This window comes from Sediminispirochaeta smaragdinae DSM 11293 (assembly GCF_000143985.1).
In the GTDB taxonomy this organism is placed as follows: domain Bacteria; phylum Spirochaetota; class Spirochaetia; order DSM-16054; family Sediminispirochaetaceae; genus Sediminispirochaeta; species Sediminispirochaeta smaragdinae.
The window spans coordinates 1,228,597-1,243,394 of sequence record NC_014364.1 but is presented as its reverse complement, the minus strand read 5'-3'; the positions used below and the strand labels follow the sequence as shown (position 1 = coordinate 1,243,394).

Sequence of the window (14,798 nt, the reverse complement as noted above, 5' to 3'; positions counted from 1 at the left end):
CTGCGGCCGGCTTGTATCGGGATCATCCTTCGGACTTTTCGCCGGCAACCTCTTCCCAGCGATGTCCGGCCATCATCAAGCCAAGCTGTTCAATGGTAACACAGGAACAGTCCACACTCCCCATGATCTCCCCCTCATACATGACAACAATCCGATCGGAGAGCTCAAGAATCTCTTCCAGTTCCGTCGATATGAGGAGAATGGCACAACCGCGATCACGCTGTTCAATGATTCGCTTGTGGATATATTCCGTGGCGCCGATATCCAGTCCCCGGACAGGGTGCATCGCAACCAGTAGCTTCGGATTCCGCTCGATCTCCCTGCCGAGAACAACCTTCTGCTGGTTTCCCCCGGAGAGGGTTGCCATCGGAACCTTAATACCGGGTGTCTTGACCTGAAACTCCTTGACAAGGGTCTCGGCACGGTGTTCTATGCGCTTCCAATCAAGATGAAAGGGCTTTGCAAACGGGCGATCGTGATACCGCATGAGCAGCAAATTCTCGACAACGTTCATGTCGCCGATCATCCCCCGAAGCTGGCGGTCGGCGGGGATGTGGCTGACTCCCTGATTGAGGATATGACGGCAAGAGGCGTTGGTGATATCCTTTTCATTCATGGTGATGGTACCGGATGTGACCCGACGCAGCCCCGTAAGCACCTCGGCGAGTTCATCCTGCCCATTTCCATCTACCCCTGCAACCCCAAGGATTTCCCCTTCGCGTATCGTAAGGTTAAGCTCCTTTAAGATGGCCATACCCTTTTCGTTCTCGGCGCAGACCCTTTCCATACGAAGTACCTCTCTGTTGTCGGCACAGGAAAATTTCTCACAGGAAAGGTCGATCTCTCTACCGACCATAAGACGGGCCAACTCCTTCGGATCGGTATCCGAGGTATGAAGGGTATGGGCCACCTTGCCAGAGCGCAGCACCGTAACCCGATCGCTTATGGCCATGACCTCTTTCAACTTGTGGCTGATGAAGATGACGGTACGCCCTTCCGAGGTAAAGGCCCCAATCATATTGAACAGACCTTTTACCTCTTGTGGGGTAAGCACCGCTGTCGGCTCGTCCAGAATCAGTAATTCGGCACCTCGATAGAGGGCCTTCAGAATCTCCAGGCGCTGCTGCTGTCCTACGCTCATCTGACCGACAAGGGTAAAGGGTTCGATTTTCATTGTGTAGCGTTCTGCAAGGGCGGTAATCTTCTCGGCGGCCGCTTTAAGATCGAGGACCCTGCCGTTATCCTTCATACCGAGAATCACATTTTCGACCACGGTAAGGGCAGGAACGAGCATAAAATGCTGATGAACCATACCAATACCGAGAGCGATAGCATCCCCGGGCCCCTTAACATGCACCTCTTGATCTTTAAAGCGAATATCTCCTTCGTCGGCCTCATACATGCCGTAAAGTACATTCATCAGGGTCGACTTCCCCGCCCCATTTTCCCCGAGCAGGGCATGCACCTCACCCTTTTCCACTCGGAGGTCGACATGATCGTTGGCAAGGACCCCGGGAAAGCGTTTAACGATTCCGTTCATCTCAAGAACCGGACTCATACTCTACCTCTCTGTTTCATTTTAAATAGGGCTTGCCCCTGGCCGCAGGTCCCTTGGCCTTACCGACCAGACCAATCAGCGCCGCTATCGTAAGGACATAGGGCACCATTAGCAAAAATTGATAGGGGATTTCCGTCCCTGAGGCCTGCAGCCTAAACTGAAGGGCATCCCCAGCCCCAAAGAGCAGGGCGGCAAAAAGAATGCCCTTTGGCTTCCACTTTCCGAACACCACCGCAGCCAGAGCAATAAAACCGCGCCCCGATATCATGTTCTCGGTGAAAAAACTCAAAAGTCCCAAACTTACATAGGATCCTGCAAGGCCGAGAAAAACCCCGCTGATGATAAGCGTTGCATAGCGGGTTCGGTAGACATTGATACCAAGGGTATCACAAGCCTGTGGATGCTCGCCCACTGCCCGTATTTTCAAGCCCATGTTGGTTCGAAAGAGAATAAAATGGACGATAGGGACCAAGACTATGGCAACATAGACCAACAGTTTTTGTTGAAAAAGGGCGGGGCCAAGCAGAGGGATCTTTTCAAGCAAGGGAATGGGGACAATCTTATAGGCGTCAAGCTGTGGCGGAGTAGTATTAACCCCGAAAAGGACCCTTGCAATGCTTGTACTCAGACCGAGTCCCAGGACATTTAAGCCGGCACCGACGACAATCTGGTCGGCGTAGAGGGTGACCGTAAGATAGGCAAACAGAAGCGCAATAAGGGCCCCGCTTGCCATGGCCACAAAGGCGCCGGCCCAGATGCTGCCGAAAAGAAAGGAGCCGGCAGCCCCTGCCAGTGCTCCGATCAGCATGATGCCTTCGGCGCCGATATTGACCGAACCGGCCCGTTCGCTGAAGGCCATACCGAGGGCAGCAAGAAGAATCGGCGTCATGGTACGCAGATCGGCGGCTATGAATTCAAATATCCACTCCATCATACCCTGTCTCCCTCGCCCACTTCTGCCTCGAGGTCGGATTCAGACTCCGATTCAAGGATATTCACCCTACTCTTCCGTGTCTCGAAAAAGCTCCGCCCAACCACAAAAAGAATGACAAAGGCCTGCATGATCGAAATAACGGAAACGGGAACCTTGGCCAGCATCTGCATCATATTTGCCCCGGCCCGCAACATGCCGAATAAAAGGCCGGAAAGGAAAATACCAATCGGGGTGTTCCGCCCCAACAAGGCAACGGCAATTCCGTCGAAACCGTATCCGGGCGAGAAATTCTGAAAGAGCCTGAACTGGACACCGAGGATTTCCGTGGCACCGGCCAGGCCCGAGAAGCCCCCGGCCATAAACATGGCAAGAAGACTGCTTTTGGCAGTGTTCATTCCTGCATAGCGAGCCGCTTCCGGGTTCATCCCCACCACCCTCATCTCGTAGCCTGAGGCGGTTTTCCAAAGAAAATAGTAGAAAAAGGCAAGCGCAAGAAGGGCCACAATAAAGCCGAGGTGTAATCGCGTTCCCGGCAGGATTCGGGGAAGCTGAGCCGTATGGGCGATTTGGGAACTCTGGGGAAACTCTCCCTTGGGCTCCTTCATGGGGCCGGTCACCAAAAAGCTGATAAAAAGGCTAGCGATATAATTGAGCATGATGGTGGTGATGATTTCGCTCGCACCGAAACGAACCTTAAACCAACCGGCAAGGGCGCCCCACATCCCGCCTCCGACAACGCCGGCGGCAAGGGCAGCCAACAGATGGATCCCGGGGGGCAGGAAATCCCAATAGACCCCGACGGCGGTGGCAAAAAGGCCGCCCATGTAGAGTTGCCCCTCTGCGCCGATGTTGATCATCCCACACCGTTTGGCAACGGCGAAACCGAGTCCGGTAAATATGAGGGGAACGGCCTTGACGATGGTTTCGGTCACGGCCTTGATACTGCCAACAGAGCCCTTAGCAAGGCTCGCATATGCCGCAAGAGGGTTAAAGCCAAGGAGATAGATGGCAGCCCCCCCAAAAAGCAGAGCAAAAAAGATCGCCAAAAGAGGCGAAACGGCCTTACTCAGATCAATTGTGCTTTTTCGCATGTGTCCATGTCATCCTTATGTGAAGAGCGCAGCAAAGCTGAAGCTTGTCGGATGGCATCAACAATCTTTACATATCCGGTACAACGGCAGACCTGTCCGTCGAGCATGCTCCTGATCTCATCTTCTGAAGGATCGGGATTTCGGTTCAGCAAGGCTATGGTGGCGATAATCATACCCGGAGTGCAGAAGCCGCATTGAACGGCTCCTGCCTCGATAAAAGCGCGCTGTACAGGATGAAGGGTGCCGTCGGAAGCGGCCACCCCTTCTATGGTGGTAATTGTCTTGCCATCCGCACGAAACGCGGGGAGCGTACAGGAACTTACAGCCTCTCCGTCAACAAGGACCTTGCAGGAACCACAATCACCGGTCTCGCAACCAGCCTTGGTTCCGGTAAGATGAAGATCTTCCCTCAAAACCCGAAGCAGTGTCCGATTTTTCGGAACCTCTAGGCTCCGAACCCGACCATTGACGAAAAGCGTTATCTTTTCCATATATCGCTCCCCTTTCTTCGATCTACGGCTGGGTCTTTACCGTACCACTACCGACTTCGTCCTTAATCGTTTCAAGTTTTGCCTTCACTTCGGCAGGTACTTTATCTTCAAAACCATGCCAGGAAGAAAGGTAGACCGCTCCCTCGTTGACACCGAGGCGATACACTTTTGGCTCCAGGCTACCCTCGGCCATCTTTTCGAAGGCAAAGGTAAAAAGAACGGGAATGCTCTTGACCACACTGACAACGACGGTATCGGGAGCAACGGGATTCTGGTCCTGATTTGACCCAACAGCCATGACGCCGCGTTCCTTACACCCCTCGATGGAGCCGAGCCCGGCCTGGTTTGCAATCGCACCGACAATATCGGCGCCGTTTCCTATCATGGCAAGGGCGGTTTCCTTTGCCTTGGCTACATCGTCGAAGCTTCCGGTAAGGGTACTGAGGACCTCGACATTGGGATCCGCATACTTTGCACCGAGCATGTAGCCATCCACCGCCATTTTGATGGGGGGAATTTCGACACCACCGATAACCCCAATGGTCCCGGTTTTCGTCAGCAAAGCTGCTACGGCCCCCATCATGAAGCCCTGCTGATCATCCGCAACCTGAATACAGGCGATGTTGGGAGCCTTCGGGCTGTTTCCATTGATAATAATAAACTGGATATCAGGATAATCACCGGCCACAGCATGGATAGCATCGGTAAACTGGGAACCGTGGCCGAAGATGATACTGTAACCAAGTTCCGAATAGCTGCGAAATACATCTTCCATGTCGCTGGTACTTACATTCTCGGTGTAAGAGACCTCGGCGCCATAGTTCTCTTCAATCATCATCAAGCCTTCATAGGCAGATGCACTCCAGCCATTGTCGCTAATGGGGCCGGGAAGTGCCAAAGCAACCTTTAGGGCTTCTTCCTCACTCGCTTCCTGGGAACCGGCGGCAAACAGCATTCCCGCAGCCAGCAGGAAAAACAGTATAGCCAGTACTACTCCTCTTTTCATCGTCTCCTCCTTAATGTGTAAACGCTTGATAAACGTTTAACAGATAGTGTTGATTGTATAGAGCAACTATAGGTTTTGTCAAACGTATCCGAAAAAGAAGGGCCAGGCTTCCAGAGTAGGAAGTAAGCGTGTATAATAGCCGCATGAAAGCGATTATAACGGTAGTTGGAGAAGATAAAGTTGGTATCATTGCCGGTGTGAGCGGGGCCCTGGCCCAGCGCAAGGTGAATATCCTGGACATCACCCAGACAATTCTACAAAATTATTTCACCATGATGATGTTGGTGGAGCTTTCCGAAATGGAGCTCTCTCTCGAAAAGCTCAAGACGGCTCTGGAAGAGATCGGCAAGCAGCTTGGTGTTTCGATTCGAATCCAGCATGAAGAGATCTTCAGAACCATGCACAGGGTATAGGCGATGCTCGATACACTTGAGATCATGGACACCATCCGGATGATCACCGTGGACAAACTCGACATCCGGACCATCACCATGGGGATCTCCCTTCAGGACTGTGCTGATCCCGATGCGAAGGCCGCTCAAAAGAAGATCTACGACAAGATCACCCGCCTTGCCGGTAATCTTGTCGAGGTCGGCAGGGAAATCGAATCGGAATACGGTATTCCCATCATCAATAAGCGGATAGCAGTCACCCCTATTTCCATTGTGGCCGCGGCCTCAGAATGCGAAAATTATGTGGGGTTCGCCCAAACATTGGATAAGGCGGCAAAGGCGGTGGGAGTCGATTTCGTCGGCGGCTTTTCCGCCCTTGTCCATAAGGGCTTTTCAACTTCCGACATTCGTCTGATCGATTCGATTCCCGAGGCCCTCACCCTTACCGACAGGGTCTGCTCTTCGATCAACGTCGCTACAACAAAGGCCGGAATCAACATGGATGCAGTGGCACGAATGGGTGCGGTGGTGAAGGCTGCCGCCGAAAGAACTGCGGATAGAGAAGGCATCGCATGTGCAAAGCTGGTGGTCTTTGCAAATGTCCCTGAGGACAACCCCTTTATGGCCGGGGCGATGCACGGGATAGGAGAGCCGGAGTGTACCATCAATGTCGGAATCAGCGGACCGGGTACGGTAAAGGCCGCACTGGAAAAGGTCCACGGGGAACGGTTCGACGTGGTCGCCGAGACGGTCAAAAGGACGGCCTTTAAGATCGCACGGGCAGGGCAGCTGGTGGCGAGAGAGGCCTCCAGAAGACTCAATGTCCCATTCGGCATCATCGATCTTTCTCTCGCTCCCACCCCAGCCGTGGGAGACAGTGTTGCGGAAATTCTGGAGGAGATGGGGCTCCAGTCCGCAGGTGCCCCGGGAACCACCGCCGCCCTCGCCCTTTTAAACGATGCCGTCAAGAAAGGGGGTATCATGGCAAGCTCCCATGTGGGGGGGCTCAGCGGCGCCTTCATTCCCGTGAGTGAGGATGCAGGTATGATCAGGGCGGTGAAGGCCGGCGCGCTAAGTCTTGAGAAGATGGAAGCGATGACCTGTGTTTGTTCGGTGGGTCTCGATATGATCGCCGTGCCGGGAGATACCAGCGCTTCGACCATATCGGCAATTATCGCCGACGAGATGGCCCTCGGGGTCGTGAACAATAAAACCACGGCGGTGCGTATCATTCCCGCTCCAGGAAAGGGTGTCGGTGATTCGGTAACATACGGAGGTCTTTTGGGAACGGCACCGGTGATGCCGGTCAATGCCTTTTCCGCAGCTGACTTTATCAGCAGGGGCGGAAGAATTCCGGCTCCGCTGCACAGCGTTCGTAACTAAGCATAGAGGGAAAAGGAGTACCACATGAAGATTCTGAACTACGGCTCACTGAACATCGATCACGTTTACCGGGTACCCCACATCGTACGGCCGGGAGAAACCCTTTCGAGCGGAGACCTCAAGCTTTTTGCAGGTGGTAAAGGGGCAAACCAGTCCGTAGCCATCGCAAAAACAGGAGTGGAGGTATGGCATGCGGGAAAGGTGGGCGGCGATGCACAATGGCTCCTTGATATTCTGAAGGATGCCGGTGTACATACCGACTTGGTACGAGTATGGGACGGACCCACGGGACACGCCATCATCCAGGTTGCAGAGAGCGGGGAAAACTCCATCGTGCTCTTCGGCGGTGGGAACCAGCATATCGAGGTGGGGGAGATTGAAGCGACCATGGAAAGCTTCGGAACGGGAGATGTGCTTGTTCTTCAGAACGAAATCAACAATGTTCCGGAGATCATGAAGGCAGCGGCAAAAAAGGGAATGAAAATATACCTCAATCCGGCTCCCTTCTCGGAAGAGGTTCTCTCCTGGCCTCTTGAGCTTCTGGATACCCTGGTGGTAAACGAAACCGAGGGAATGGAACTGGCCAAAAGCGAAGGAACGCCCGAAGAGGTTCTCGACCGTTTGACCTCACGCTACCCGGACATCGACATCATCATGACAGCAGGCAAGCAGGGCGCCTATTATGGACGGGGAAAAGCACGTGAATATGTACCGATCGTCGATGCGCCCGTGGTAGATACTACTGCGGCAGGAGACACCTTTCTCGGCTATTACCTTGCTTCCAGAATAGCAGGAGCCTCTCCCAGGGCGGCAATGGAACGGGCAACGGTGGCCTCTTCCATCACCGTATCCCGTCCAGGAGCGATGGAGTCGATCCCAACTGCTTCCGAAGTTGATAAGAAACTCGGCTTGTAGAAACCAAGCGCGTAAAAAAGGGGGCCAACTACTTCTCAGTCGGCCCCTTTTTTGATTCTTCCGGCTTGCTACTTTTCTTCAAAATCGTACATGGCAAGGACGTTCTCTAAGGGTGTGTCAGACTGGATGTGGTGGGAGCTGGCCATGATATAGCCGCCCCTCTCTCCAAGGATGCCAATTCTGTCGGCGACCTCTGCCCTGACATCATCGACGCTTCCTTTGGGCAAGGTTTCCTTGATATCTATTCCGCCGTGAAAACAAAGTCGGTCGCCGAAATCATCCTTCAAACCACGAAGCGCCATTCCTGCAGCATCGGGCTGGATGGGGTTCAGTACATCGATACCCATGTCGATCAATTCGGGAAGAAGCATCCGCAGGGCGCCGTCGGAATGGTACATAATCGACTTATCGTAACGCTTTGCCACGGCAATGATCTTCTCATGCCTCGGCCGTATAAACTGGTTCCACATATCCTTTGAAATGAGAAGGTTGCTGTTTGAAGCAACGTCATCGTAGAAATAGACCATGTCGATGAGATCTCCACCGGCACTCAGGGCGCGCTCGGTTACCTCACAAAGGATATCCGTAATGCGGTCGAGCATGTATTCCACCATATCGGGATTAAGGGCAAGGTCCATGAAAAAGGTATCAAGCCCCCGCAGCTGCCAGGCAAGCTCGAAGACGGTCCCGATCCGATATCGTATGTGATAACGATTTTCGCCGTTGATCTCCTTGATGACCGAAGGGAGGGCGGAAAAATCCCACCAATCGGGATCCGGCCAGCAGTGCTGTTTCAGGTCATCCACGCAGCTCGCATCGGCAAGGACATCCACATTCGACTCGTAGACACCGGTTTCGTTCGCCACCCGCTTAAAAAGCCGGCCGAAGATACAACGGGCATACTCGCCATCCTTCACCCGTCGCCACATCCTGGCGGGGGTTGATCTCCCCATCACGTCCCACCACTCTTCCCGTTCATCTGCCTCGAAAAGGGATTCGGGAGGCTTGCAGAACTGATCGTAGGAGACGACACGGCAATCGACATCCAGCATACGAAGGACCTCCTCCCAGGCGGGATCGAAAAATCCTTGAAGCGTATCGGCCTGCGTGATGCCGAAATGACGGATAAGTTTTTCCCAAATTTCCGGAGTAGCAAGAAAATCAACCGGTGTCCGGTCGCTTACTTCATGGTTCAGGGCCTGAAGAACCCTTTTTCGATAATCCATTTTTCTTTCCTTTCAATAGTTGTCTTTCGAACCTTCACCACCGAGAAGAATCTCCCGTGCCGAACTGGTACCGATAAGCTCAGCACCAGATTCGAGGATGGCAAGAGCCTTTACCATGGAATTCACCTTCCCCGAAGCCTTCACCCGGCAAGGTGGGATTACATACTCTTTCAGCAAAGCTATATCTTCCACCGTTGCAGGGGAGCCGCCCTTGCCCCATCCGCTGGAATTCTTTGCCCAGTCCACGCCGGCCTGGGAGGAAAGACGCACCGCATCGATCTTCATTCCGCGATCCTTAAGATATCCGAATTCCAGCATCGCCTTCACGACTAAGCCATGATCATGGGCGACACGGACAACCAGAGCAATCTCTTCTGCATATGCATCCTGCATCCCGGATAGCAACAATGCCGGATTAGGAGGAAAATCGAACTCATCGGCTCCCATCCTGGCAAGAAGAGGAATAACAGCCGCCTTCATCTCCGGTGTGTCGGTTGCCTGGGGGAAATTAACGGTGGTGGCGATTTTGATGCCGGTTCCCTGCAGCATCTCTTTGGCAAGGGGTACCCAGCAGGGAGAGATCATGGCCGCTTGAACCCCAAGTTCCATGCATGCCTCGAGATGCCGAACAATTCCCTCCCGCGTAAGATCGGGATTAACGTCGGTAAACTGGATTTTTCCGGCAAGTTCTTTCTTATCCATCATGCCCTCCATTATGTTTCTTCGTAGGAAGCCCGCTCCTCGTAATAGTCGGGAACCTTCGTTCCTGGTTTCTTGAACCATACGGGTGCATCGACCCCGGAACAGAGAATGACATTTCCCCAGGGTTCAAAGGCCCCTGTTCTGACAATAAACTTGGCCTTTTCAGGATACTGCTCAATCAGCTGGGCATGGGGAATGGTTTCAACGTTGCAACGGTCACAGAGCTTTTCAATGGCGTTGTAGAGATTAGGGTTGTTTTCTTTCTGCTCCTCGGCAACAATCACCCGTTCGTAGATGAAGTCGGAAACCACCAGATCCAGAATTTCCGTGATACTGGGTTTATCAGCCTCTATGGCAAGGTCGACCCGTTTCCCTTCGGGAATGGGGAACCCGGCATCGGAGATAATGATGAAATCGCCATGACCCATGGCTGCAATCGCATCGTTCAAGGGTTTGCTCAATATTCTGCTCTTTTTCATGTTCTACCTCGTGTTGTATAAAAGTGGTCAACGTATTTCTAACGTTGCTGTTTTAAGAAATCTTCGACCGCGTCCCTGAAGGGCAGGGATTCAATAACCCCCGGAACCTGAACCGAAAGGCTTGCTGCCGCATTGGCAAAGGTGACGGCATCGCGAAGTCCCTTCCCCTCTGCCAAGGCGACGGTAAGGGCTGCATTAAAGCAGTCTCCCGCTCCCGTGGTATCCTTCACCGTCACTTCGGGAACAGGAATAGCCACCGCTTCGCCATCTTCCATGATGAAAGCACCATGCTTACCGGCGGTCAGAATAACGGTGTTGCCATATTTTGCGGTCAGCTCCTTGCAGAGGATCTGGGGATCGGCATTTTTACCAAGGAGTGACTGGGCTTCGGTTTGATTCGGGGTGATGTAGCTTGCCGCAGCAACCATTTCATCGGGAACGGCACGAAAGGGTGCCGGATTGAGGACCACGGGAATGCCTTTTTCGTCTGCACGTCTGATGGCATAGTGAACAGCATCGAGGTTTGCCTCAAGCTGCACCAGGATGATCTCAGGGAGTGGAGAAGAAGTAAAAATCGTATCGATATGGTCTCGGCCCAGTTTTTCGTTTGCCCCCAAATCGATAAGAATTTCATTCTCCCCACTGGAACCGACCATGACAAAGCCTACTCCTGTAGAGGCCTCGGAGTTTCTAAACACCGTTTCGGTTCCGATTCCTTCTTTGCGGAGCATCGATATCGCATCGTCTCCCATTCGATCCCGGCCGATGCAGGAAGTAAAATGGACTTCCCCCCCACCCCTTGCCGCACCGACGGCCTGGTTTGAACCTTTTCCTCCGTGCAGCTGACAAAAGCCGTAGCCAGGTACGGTTTCGCCCTCCTTGGGAAACCGGTCCGTTCCCATGGTCATCCCCACAGCGTAGCTGCCAATTACCTGTATTCTGGGTTTCCGTTCCACTGTTCTCTCCTACTCATATGATGTGGGGGATGCCCGGCGAGTGGCCGGAACATCCCGGTTTCGGACTATCAGCCGATCGGCTCTCCGTCTTCAAGTTTCTGCAGATAGGTATCGACATTACTGGCATCGCAGCGAACGATCCCCGTATCCTCACTCTTCAGCTTTACCCCGGTGGTAATGTAGAGATAAAGATTCTTTACCGGCAGGTATCCCTGCATGTAGGGGTTCTGGCTCAGGGTTGCCTTGGTTGCCCCGGCCTTGATGTTGTCCAGGGTCTCGGGCATAAAGTCGTGGCCGACGTGCATGACCTTATCGAAGCGTCCGCTACGCAGCAGAGCCCGACCTCCGGCCATGGTAGTGGGAGCTCCGAGGGTGGCAAGCCCTCCAAGATCGGGGTTTGCAAGCAGGGCATTCTCGATTGCAGCATACATCTGCTGCTCTTCCCAGCCTGTGCTGACTACCTGAACGATCTCGATATCGGGATATTCGGCAAGGGCCTTGCGAACACCGGCCTCTCTGTCCTGAGACCAGGAAGCGGAAGCATCACCGCTGGTGATGATCACCTTGCCCGTTCCTTTCATGTACTCGGCAAGAATTTGTCCCTGAACATAGCCCGATTGCTGCAGGTCCTGGCCATAGAAGGCAAGCCGCTTTGATCCCGGAGCCTCACTGTTGAAGGTAACTACGGGGATCCCGGCATCCATGGCTTTATCGATCATGGGGTTAAGGGCTTCGGCGTTTACATTCGATATGGCAAGACCGTCGACACCTGCAGTAATAGCGTTTTCGATGAAGTTGACCTGTTCGTCCACGTTGATCCCGATGGGACCGACCCAGTTCACGTTGGCACCAAACTCCTTGGCAGCAGCCATGGCACCGCTTTTGATGACCTGGCCGAATTCGATCCCCGTGTCGTGATAGACAACGGTAATAGTGATGGCGTCGCTATCTGAGGCTGAACCGGCCTCCTGCGTGCCGTTCGCACCTGCAATCAGAATACCGAAGCAGAGCATCAATACCAGAAATAATGTTTTTTTACGCATCTTTGTCCTCCAAAAAATAAAATTGCTCTCGATTTTTGCTGATCCATCCATTGTTCTTTTGTCCAACACCTCCTTCCCTGTCTACCCAACCAGGGCATATCGAATGATGTTATCTTTATCGATGGCCTTACCGGTAAGCTCTTTAACCATTGCACCGTTCTTCATCACGAGGACGCGGTCGGACTCCGCGATAACCTCCTGCAGCTCCGAGGAAACCATGATGATGCCGAGTCCTCTCGATCTGAGCATTCTCAGGACCGAAAAAATCTCGGCCTTTGCACCGACATCCACTCCGCGGGTCAATTCGTCGACAAGAAGGACCTTGGGATTTGTTGCAAGCCACCTACTGATGACGACCTTCTGCTGGTTACCACCGCTTAAGTGTGTGATGTTCTGATAGATATCCTTTGCCTTGATTCCCACCTCTTCCCGGTAGTGGTCGGAAATCTTTACCATACGCCGCTTATGCAGCAAACCGCCGGGAGAGGAAATATCGTTTTTGTTCGAGATATTGATATTCTCCAGGATATTCATGTTGGGAAAGATGCCGATCTGACGCCGGTCTTCGGGGACCATGGCAAAGCCGTTTTTAATCGCCTGGGCAGGACTTTTATTTTCAAGGGTTTCGGAACCAAAGAGCATCTCACCAGAACCCCTTTTCCTGATACCGAATATGGTTTCGAGCAGTTCGGTTCGCCCAGCCCCCTGCACACCGTAAATACCGAGAACCTCGCCCTTATGGAGTTCGAAACTCACATTCCGCACCTTTCCGTCGGCGCTTTCCAAATTTCGAAGGGACAGAATAACTTCGGAGGAGACACCGTTCCTCTCAGAGGTTTGATCCCCCCGTTCCAGGACCTCTATCAGCTTTTTCCCTGCAATCAACCTCACCAAATCATCAATCTGAACGGAACCGGTCTCGAAGGTCCCCTTATATTCACCATCCCGAAGAACAGTGATGTGATCGCTCAGCTCCATGATTTCCTCAAGGCGGTGAGAAATGTAGATGATCGTGACACCTTCGTCCTTCAGCTTCCTGATATTGGTAAAAAGATTCTCTGATTCCCGAATCGTCAGGGCCGAAGTGGGTTCATCAAGGACCAAGACCTTGATATCCCTGGTAAGAGACTTTGCAATTTCAACAATCTGCTGTTCGGCAATGGAAAGGCTCCTGACAAGCGCGTCGGGTGAAAGATCCATGCCCAAGTCGCAGAGCACCTTTTTCGAACGCTCTTTCATGCACTTCCAGTCCAGCCTATGGCCGTCGTGAAGCTCCCGGCCGAGAAAAAGATTTTCGGCAATGGTGAGATTGGGGCAAAGACGCAGCTCCTGATAGACAATACCGATTCCCATACCGAGAGAGGCCTGTTCGTTCGGTATGGCGACCTCGGCTCCCTCGAAAAAGATCGCTCCTTCGGTGGGAGAAAAGAGCCCGCCGAGCAGGTTCATCAAGGTGGATTTCCCTGCGCCATTCTCCCCGACAATTGCGTGTACTTCCCCGCGTTCGATGGAAAAGGAGATATCTGAAAGGGCCTTAACGCCGGGAAAGCTCTTCGAGATATGTTCAAAGGCGACCATCGGTTTCATTGTGCTTTCCTCGACCACATATCGATACCGACGGCGACAATGATGACAATGCCGATAATGAGCATCTGAAAGAAGGGGGAGACGCCGAGCAAAATGATGCCGTTTTTCAGGACTCCCATGATGAGCACACCGATGAGGGTGCCGATAATGGTCCCTTCCCCCCCCGACAAGGAAGTGCCGCCGATAATAACCGCCGATATGACATCCATCTCAAGGCCGGTCCCTGTTGTTCCCTGGACATTGGCAAGAAAAGAGAGGTTGAGTATACCGGCCAAGGCACAGAGCAGGCCGGTGATACCGAAAGCCGCGATTTTTATCAAATTTTGGTTGAGGCCGGCGGCCTTGGCGGCCAATTTATTTCCTCCCACGGCCCTTAAGCGGAATCCGAGAAGGGTCTTCGAGTAGAGAAAATTGGCAATGATGACCACGATGATAAAGATGATGCTCACCACCGGGATGTGAAAAACCTTACCCTGACCGAGGAAGAGAAAGGCCCCGAGTCCGGAACTTTCCACCGTCCGCTTCGAAAGGGAAATAACCCGGGCGTTACACAGTACCAAGGCGGCACCCCGGGCGATATTCATCATCCCCAAGGTGACAATCAGAGCGGGAATTCTCCCGTAGGTTGTCAGAATCCCGTTGAGGACACCGAAAAAGATACCGGTGGCCAATGCCGCGACAACGGCAAGAAAAACGCTGCCGCCGTGAGTAAGTACCATGCCGCTGACAATCGCTGCGGCACCGTAGATGGCTCCGACGGAGAGATCGATCTCACCGGAAACAATCACCATCGTCATCCCCATGGCAATGATCCCAAGAAGAGAAATCTGACGAACAATGTTGATCAGGTTATTCAATTTGAAAAAAAACGGAGATGTAATGGAAAAAAAGAGAATGAGTAGGAGAAGAGCGAAAAACACTCCCAACTCCCGATGTCCGGCCCTTTTCGAGGCCTGTTTTTTTCTGACTCCCAGCATAAGTTTTAACTCCTGACAGAGATTTTCATAGTGAAACGTTATAGTATAACGTTTTCCT

At 52.8% G+C, this 14,798-nt stretch carries 15 protein-coding genes; 3 read left to right on the top strand and 12 right to left on the bottom strand.

All coding sequences use genetic code 11. The annotated features are described in order from the left end of the window. Positions 1-22: 22 nt before the first annotated feature. Genes SPIRS_RS05960 through SPIRS_RS05940 form a run of 5 tightly spaced genes read right to left on the bottom strand, consistent with a single transcriptional unit; the run spans position 23 to position 5,080 of the window. Positions 23-1,558 carry an ABC transporter ATP-binding protein gene (locus tag SPIRS_RS05960; RefSeq protein WP_013253777.1) on the bottom strand — a complete coding sequence of 512 codons (1,536 nt, stop codon included), beginning with the start codon at positions 1,556-1,558 and terminating at the stop codon, positions 23-25. Between the two features lie 16 nt (positions 1,559-1,574). Beyond that, positions 1,575-2,492: an ABC transporter permease gene (locus SPIRS_RS05955; protein ID WP_013253776.1), complete on the bottom strand. Its 918-nt coding sequence runs from the start codon at positions 2,490-2,492 to the stop codon at positions 1,575-1,577. After that, positions 2,489-3,583: an ABC transporter permease gene (locus SPIRS_RS05950; protein WP_013253775.1), complete on the bottom strand. Its 1,095-nt coding sequence runs from the start codon at positions 3,581-3,583 to the stop codon at positions 2,489-2,491. Before SPIRS_RS05950 ends, SPIRS_RS05955 begins: the two co-directional genes overlap by 4 nt. Continuing rightward, positions 3,559-4,074 (bottom strand): (2Fe-2S)-binding protein, encoded by a 516-nt coding sequence (locus tag SPIRS_RS05945; RefSeq protein ID WP_013253774.1) that lies wholly within the window; start codon positions 4,072-4,074, stop codon positions 3,559-3,561. The genes SPIRS_RS05950 and SPIRS_RS05945 overlap by 25 nt, the downstream gene beginning before the upstream one ends. Before the next feature lie 22 nt (positions 4,075-4,096). Then, positions 4,097-5,080 (bottom strand): BMP family protein, encoded by a 984-nt coding sequence (locus SPIRS_RS05940; protein WP_013253773.1) that lies wholly within the window; start codon positions 5,078-5,080, stop codon positions 4,097-4,099. A gap of 143 nt (positions 5,081-5,223) precedes the next feature. Here SPIRS_RS05940 and SPIRS_RS05935 point away from each other — a divergent pair, with 143 nt between their 5' ends. The 3 genes from SPIRS_RS05935 to SPIRS_RS05925 are packed head-to-tail and all read left to right on the top strand — an operon-like array spanning position 5,224 to position 7,770. Continuing rightward, the gene (locus SPIRS_RS05935; protein WP_041865998.1) at positions 5,224-5,493 is read left to right on the top strand and encodes an ACT domain-containing protein; all 270 of its coding nucleotides are present in this window, start codon (positions 5,224-5,226) and stop codon (positions 5,491-5,493) included. A gap of 3 nt (positions 5,494-5,496) precedes the next feature. Further along, a complete protein-coding gene (locus tag SPIRS_RS05930; protein WP_013253771.1) occupies positions 5,497-6,855 on the top strand; it encodes a PFL family protein in 1,359 nt (452 codons plus the stop codon). Positions 6,856-6,879: 24 nt separating this feature from the next. Beyond that, the gene (locus SPIRS_RS05925; RefSeq protein WP_013253770.1) at positions 6,880-7,770 is read left to right on the top strand and encodes a ribokinase; all 891 of its coding nucleotides are present in this window, start codon (positions 6,880-6,882) and stop codon (positions 7,768-7,770) included. A 68-nt stretch (positions 7,771-7,838) separates the two neighbouring features. On the opposite strand, the gene SPIRS_RS05920 is transcribed toward SPIRS_RS05925, so the two are convergent. The 7 genes from SPIRS_RS05920 to SPIRS_RS05890 form a co-directional block, all read right to left on the bottom strand. After that, entirely contained in the window at positions 7,839-8,996 is a 1,158-nt protein-coding gene (locus SPIRS_RS05920) for a uroporphyrinogen decarboxylase family protein (RefSeq protein WP_013253769.1), read from the bottom strand. 12 nt (positions 8,997-9,008) lie between these two features. Next, a complete protein-coding gene (gene deoC / locus SPIRS_RS05915; protein ID WP_245537709.1) occupies positions 9,009-9,701 on the bottom strand; it encodes a deoxyribose-phosphate aldolase in 693 nt (230 codons plus the stop codon). Between the two features lie 8 nt (positions 9,702-9,709). Continuing rightward, positions 9,710-10,177: a D-ribose pyranase gene (gene rbsD, locus SPIRS_RS05910; protein WP_013253767.1), complete on the bottom strand. Its 468-nt coding sequence runs from the start codon at positions 10,175-10,177 to the stop codon at positions 9,710-9,712. Between the two features lie 38 nt (positions 10,178-10,215). Continuing rightward, the gene (locus SPIRS_RS05905) at positions 10,216-11,133 is read right to left on the bottom strand and encodes a ribokinase (protein WP_013253766.1); all 918 of its coding nucleotides are present in this window, start codon (positions 11,131-11,133) and stop codon (positions 10,216-10,218) included. Positions 11,134-11,201: 68 nt separating this feature from the next. Further along, entirely contained in the window at positions 11,202-12,176 is a 975-nt protein-coding gene (locus SPIRS_RS05900; protein WP_013253765.1) for a sugar ABC transporter substrate-binding protein, read from the bottom strand. Positions 12,177-12,257: 81 nt separating this feature from the next. Next, positions 12,258-13,763, bottom strand: coding sequence for a sugar ABC transporter ATP-binding protein (locus SPIRS_RS05895; protein ID WP_013253764.1), 1,506 nt, complete (start codon positions 13,761-13,763; stop codon positions 12,258-12,260). Then, a complete protein-coding gene (locus tag SPIRS_RS05890) occupies positions 13,760-14,740 on the bottom strand; it encodes an ABC transporter permease (RefSeq protein ID WP_013253763.1) in 981 nt (326 codons plus the stop codon). Before SPIRS_RS05890 ends, SPIRS_RS05895 begins: the two co-directional genes overlap by 4 nt. Positions 14,741-14,798: the final 58 nt, after the last annotated feature.

Coding starts and splice junctions, on each gene's coding strand:
- SPIRS_RS05955 (WP_013253776.1), bottom strand. CDS start 2,492: ATGATGGAGTGGATATTTGAATTCATAGCCGCCGATCTGCGTACCATG.
- rbsD (WP_013253767.1), bottom strand. CDS start 10,177: ATGAAAAAGAGCAGAATATTGAGCAAACCCTTGAACGATGCGATTGCA.
- SPIRS_RS05940 (WP_013253773.1), bottom strand. CDS start 5,080: ATGAAAAGAGGAGTAGTACTGGCTATACTGTTTTTCCTGCTGGCTGCG.
- SPIRS_RS05920 (WP_013253769.1), bottom strand. CDS start 8,996: ATGGATTATCGAAAAAGGGTTCTTCAGGCCCTGAACCATGAAGTAAGC.
- SPIRS_RS05950 (WP_013253775.1), bottom strand. CDS start 3,583: ATGCGAAAAAGCACAATTGATCTGAGTAAGGCCGTTTCGCCTCTTTTG.
- SPIRS_RS05960 (WP_013253777.1), bottom strand. CDS start 1,558: ATGAGTCCGGTTCTTGAGATGAACGGAATCGTTAAACGCTTTCCCGGG.
- SPIRS_RS05900 (WP_013253765.1), bottom strand. CDS start 12,176: ATGCGTAAAAAAACATTATTTCTGGTATTGATGCTCTGCTTCGGTATT.
- deoC (WP_245537709.1), bottom strand. CDS start 9,701: ATGATGGATAAGAAAGAACTTGCCGGAAAAATCCAGTTTACCGACGTT.
- SPIRS_RS05935 (WP_041865998.1), top strand. CDS start 5,224: ATGAAAGCGATTATAACGGTAGTTGGAGAAGATAAAGTTGGTATCATT.
- SPIRS_RS05930 (WP_013253771.1), top strand. CDS start 5,497: ATGCTCGATACACTTGAGATCATGGACACCATCCGGATGATCACCGTG.
- SPIRS_RS05890 (WP_013253763.1), bottom strand. CDS start 14,740: ATGCTGGGAGTCAGAAAAAAACAGGCCTCGAAAAGGGCCGGACATCGG.
- SPIRS_RS05945 (WP_013253774.1), bottom strand. CDS start 4,074: ATGGAAAAGATAACGCTTTTCGTCAATGGTCGGGTTCGGAGCCTAGAG.
- SPIRS_RS05895 (WP_013253764.1), bottom strand. CDS start 13,763: ATGAAACCGATGGTCGCCTTTGAACATATCTCGAAGAGCTTTCCCGGC.
- SPIRS_RS05925 (WP_013253770.1), top strand. CDS start 6,880: ATGAAGATTCTGAACTACGGCTCACTGAACATCGATCACGTTTACCGG.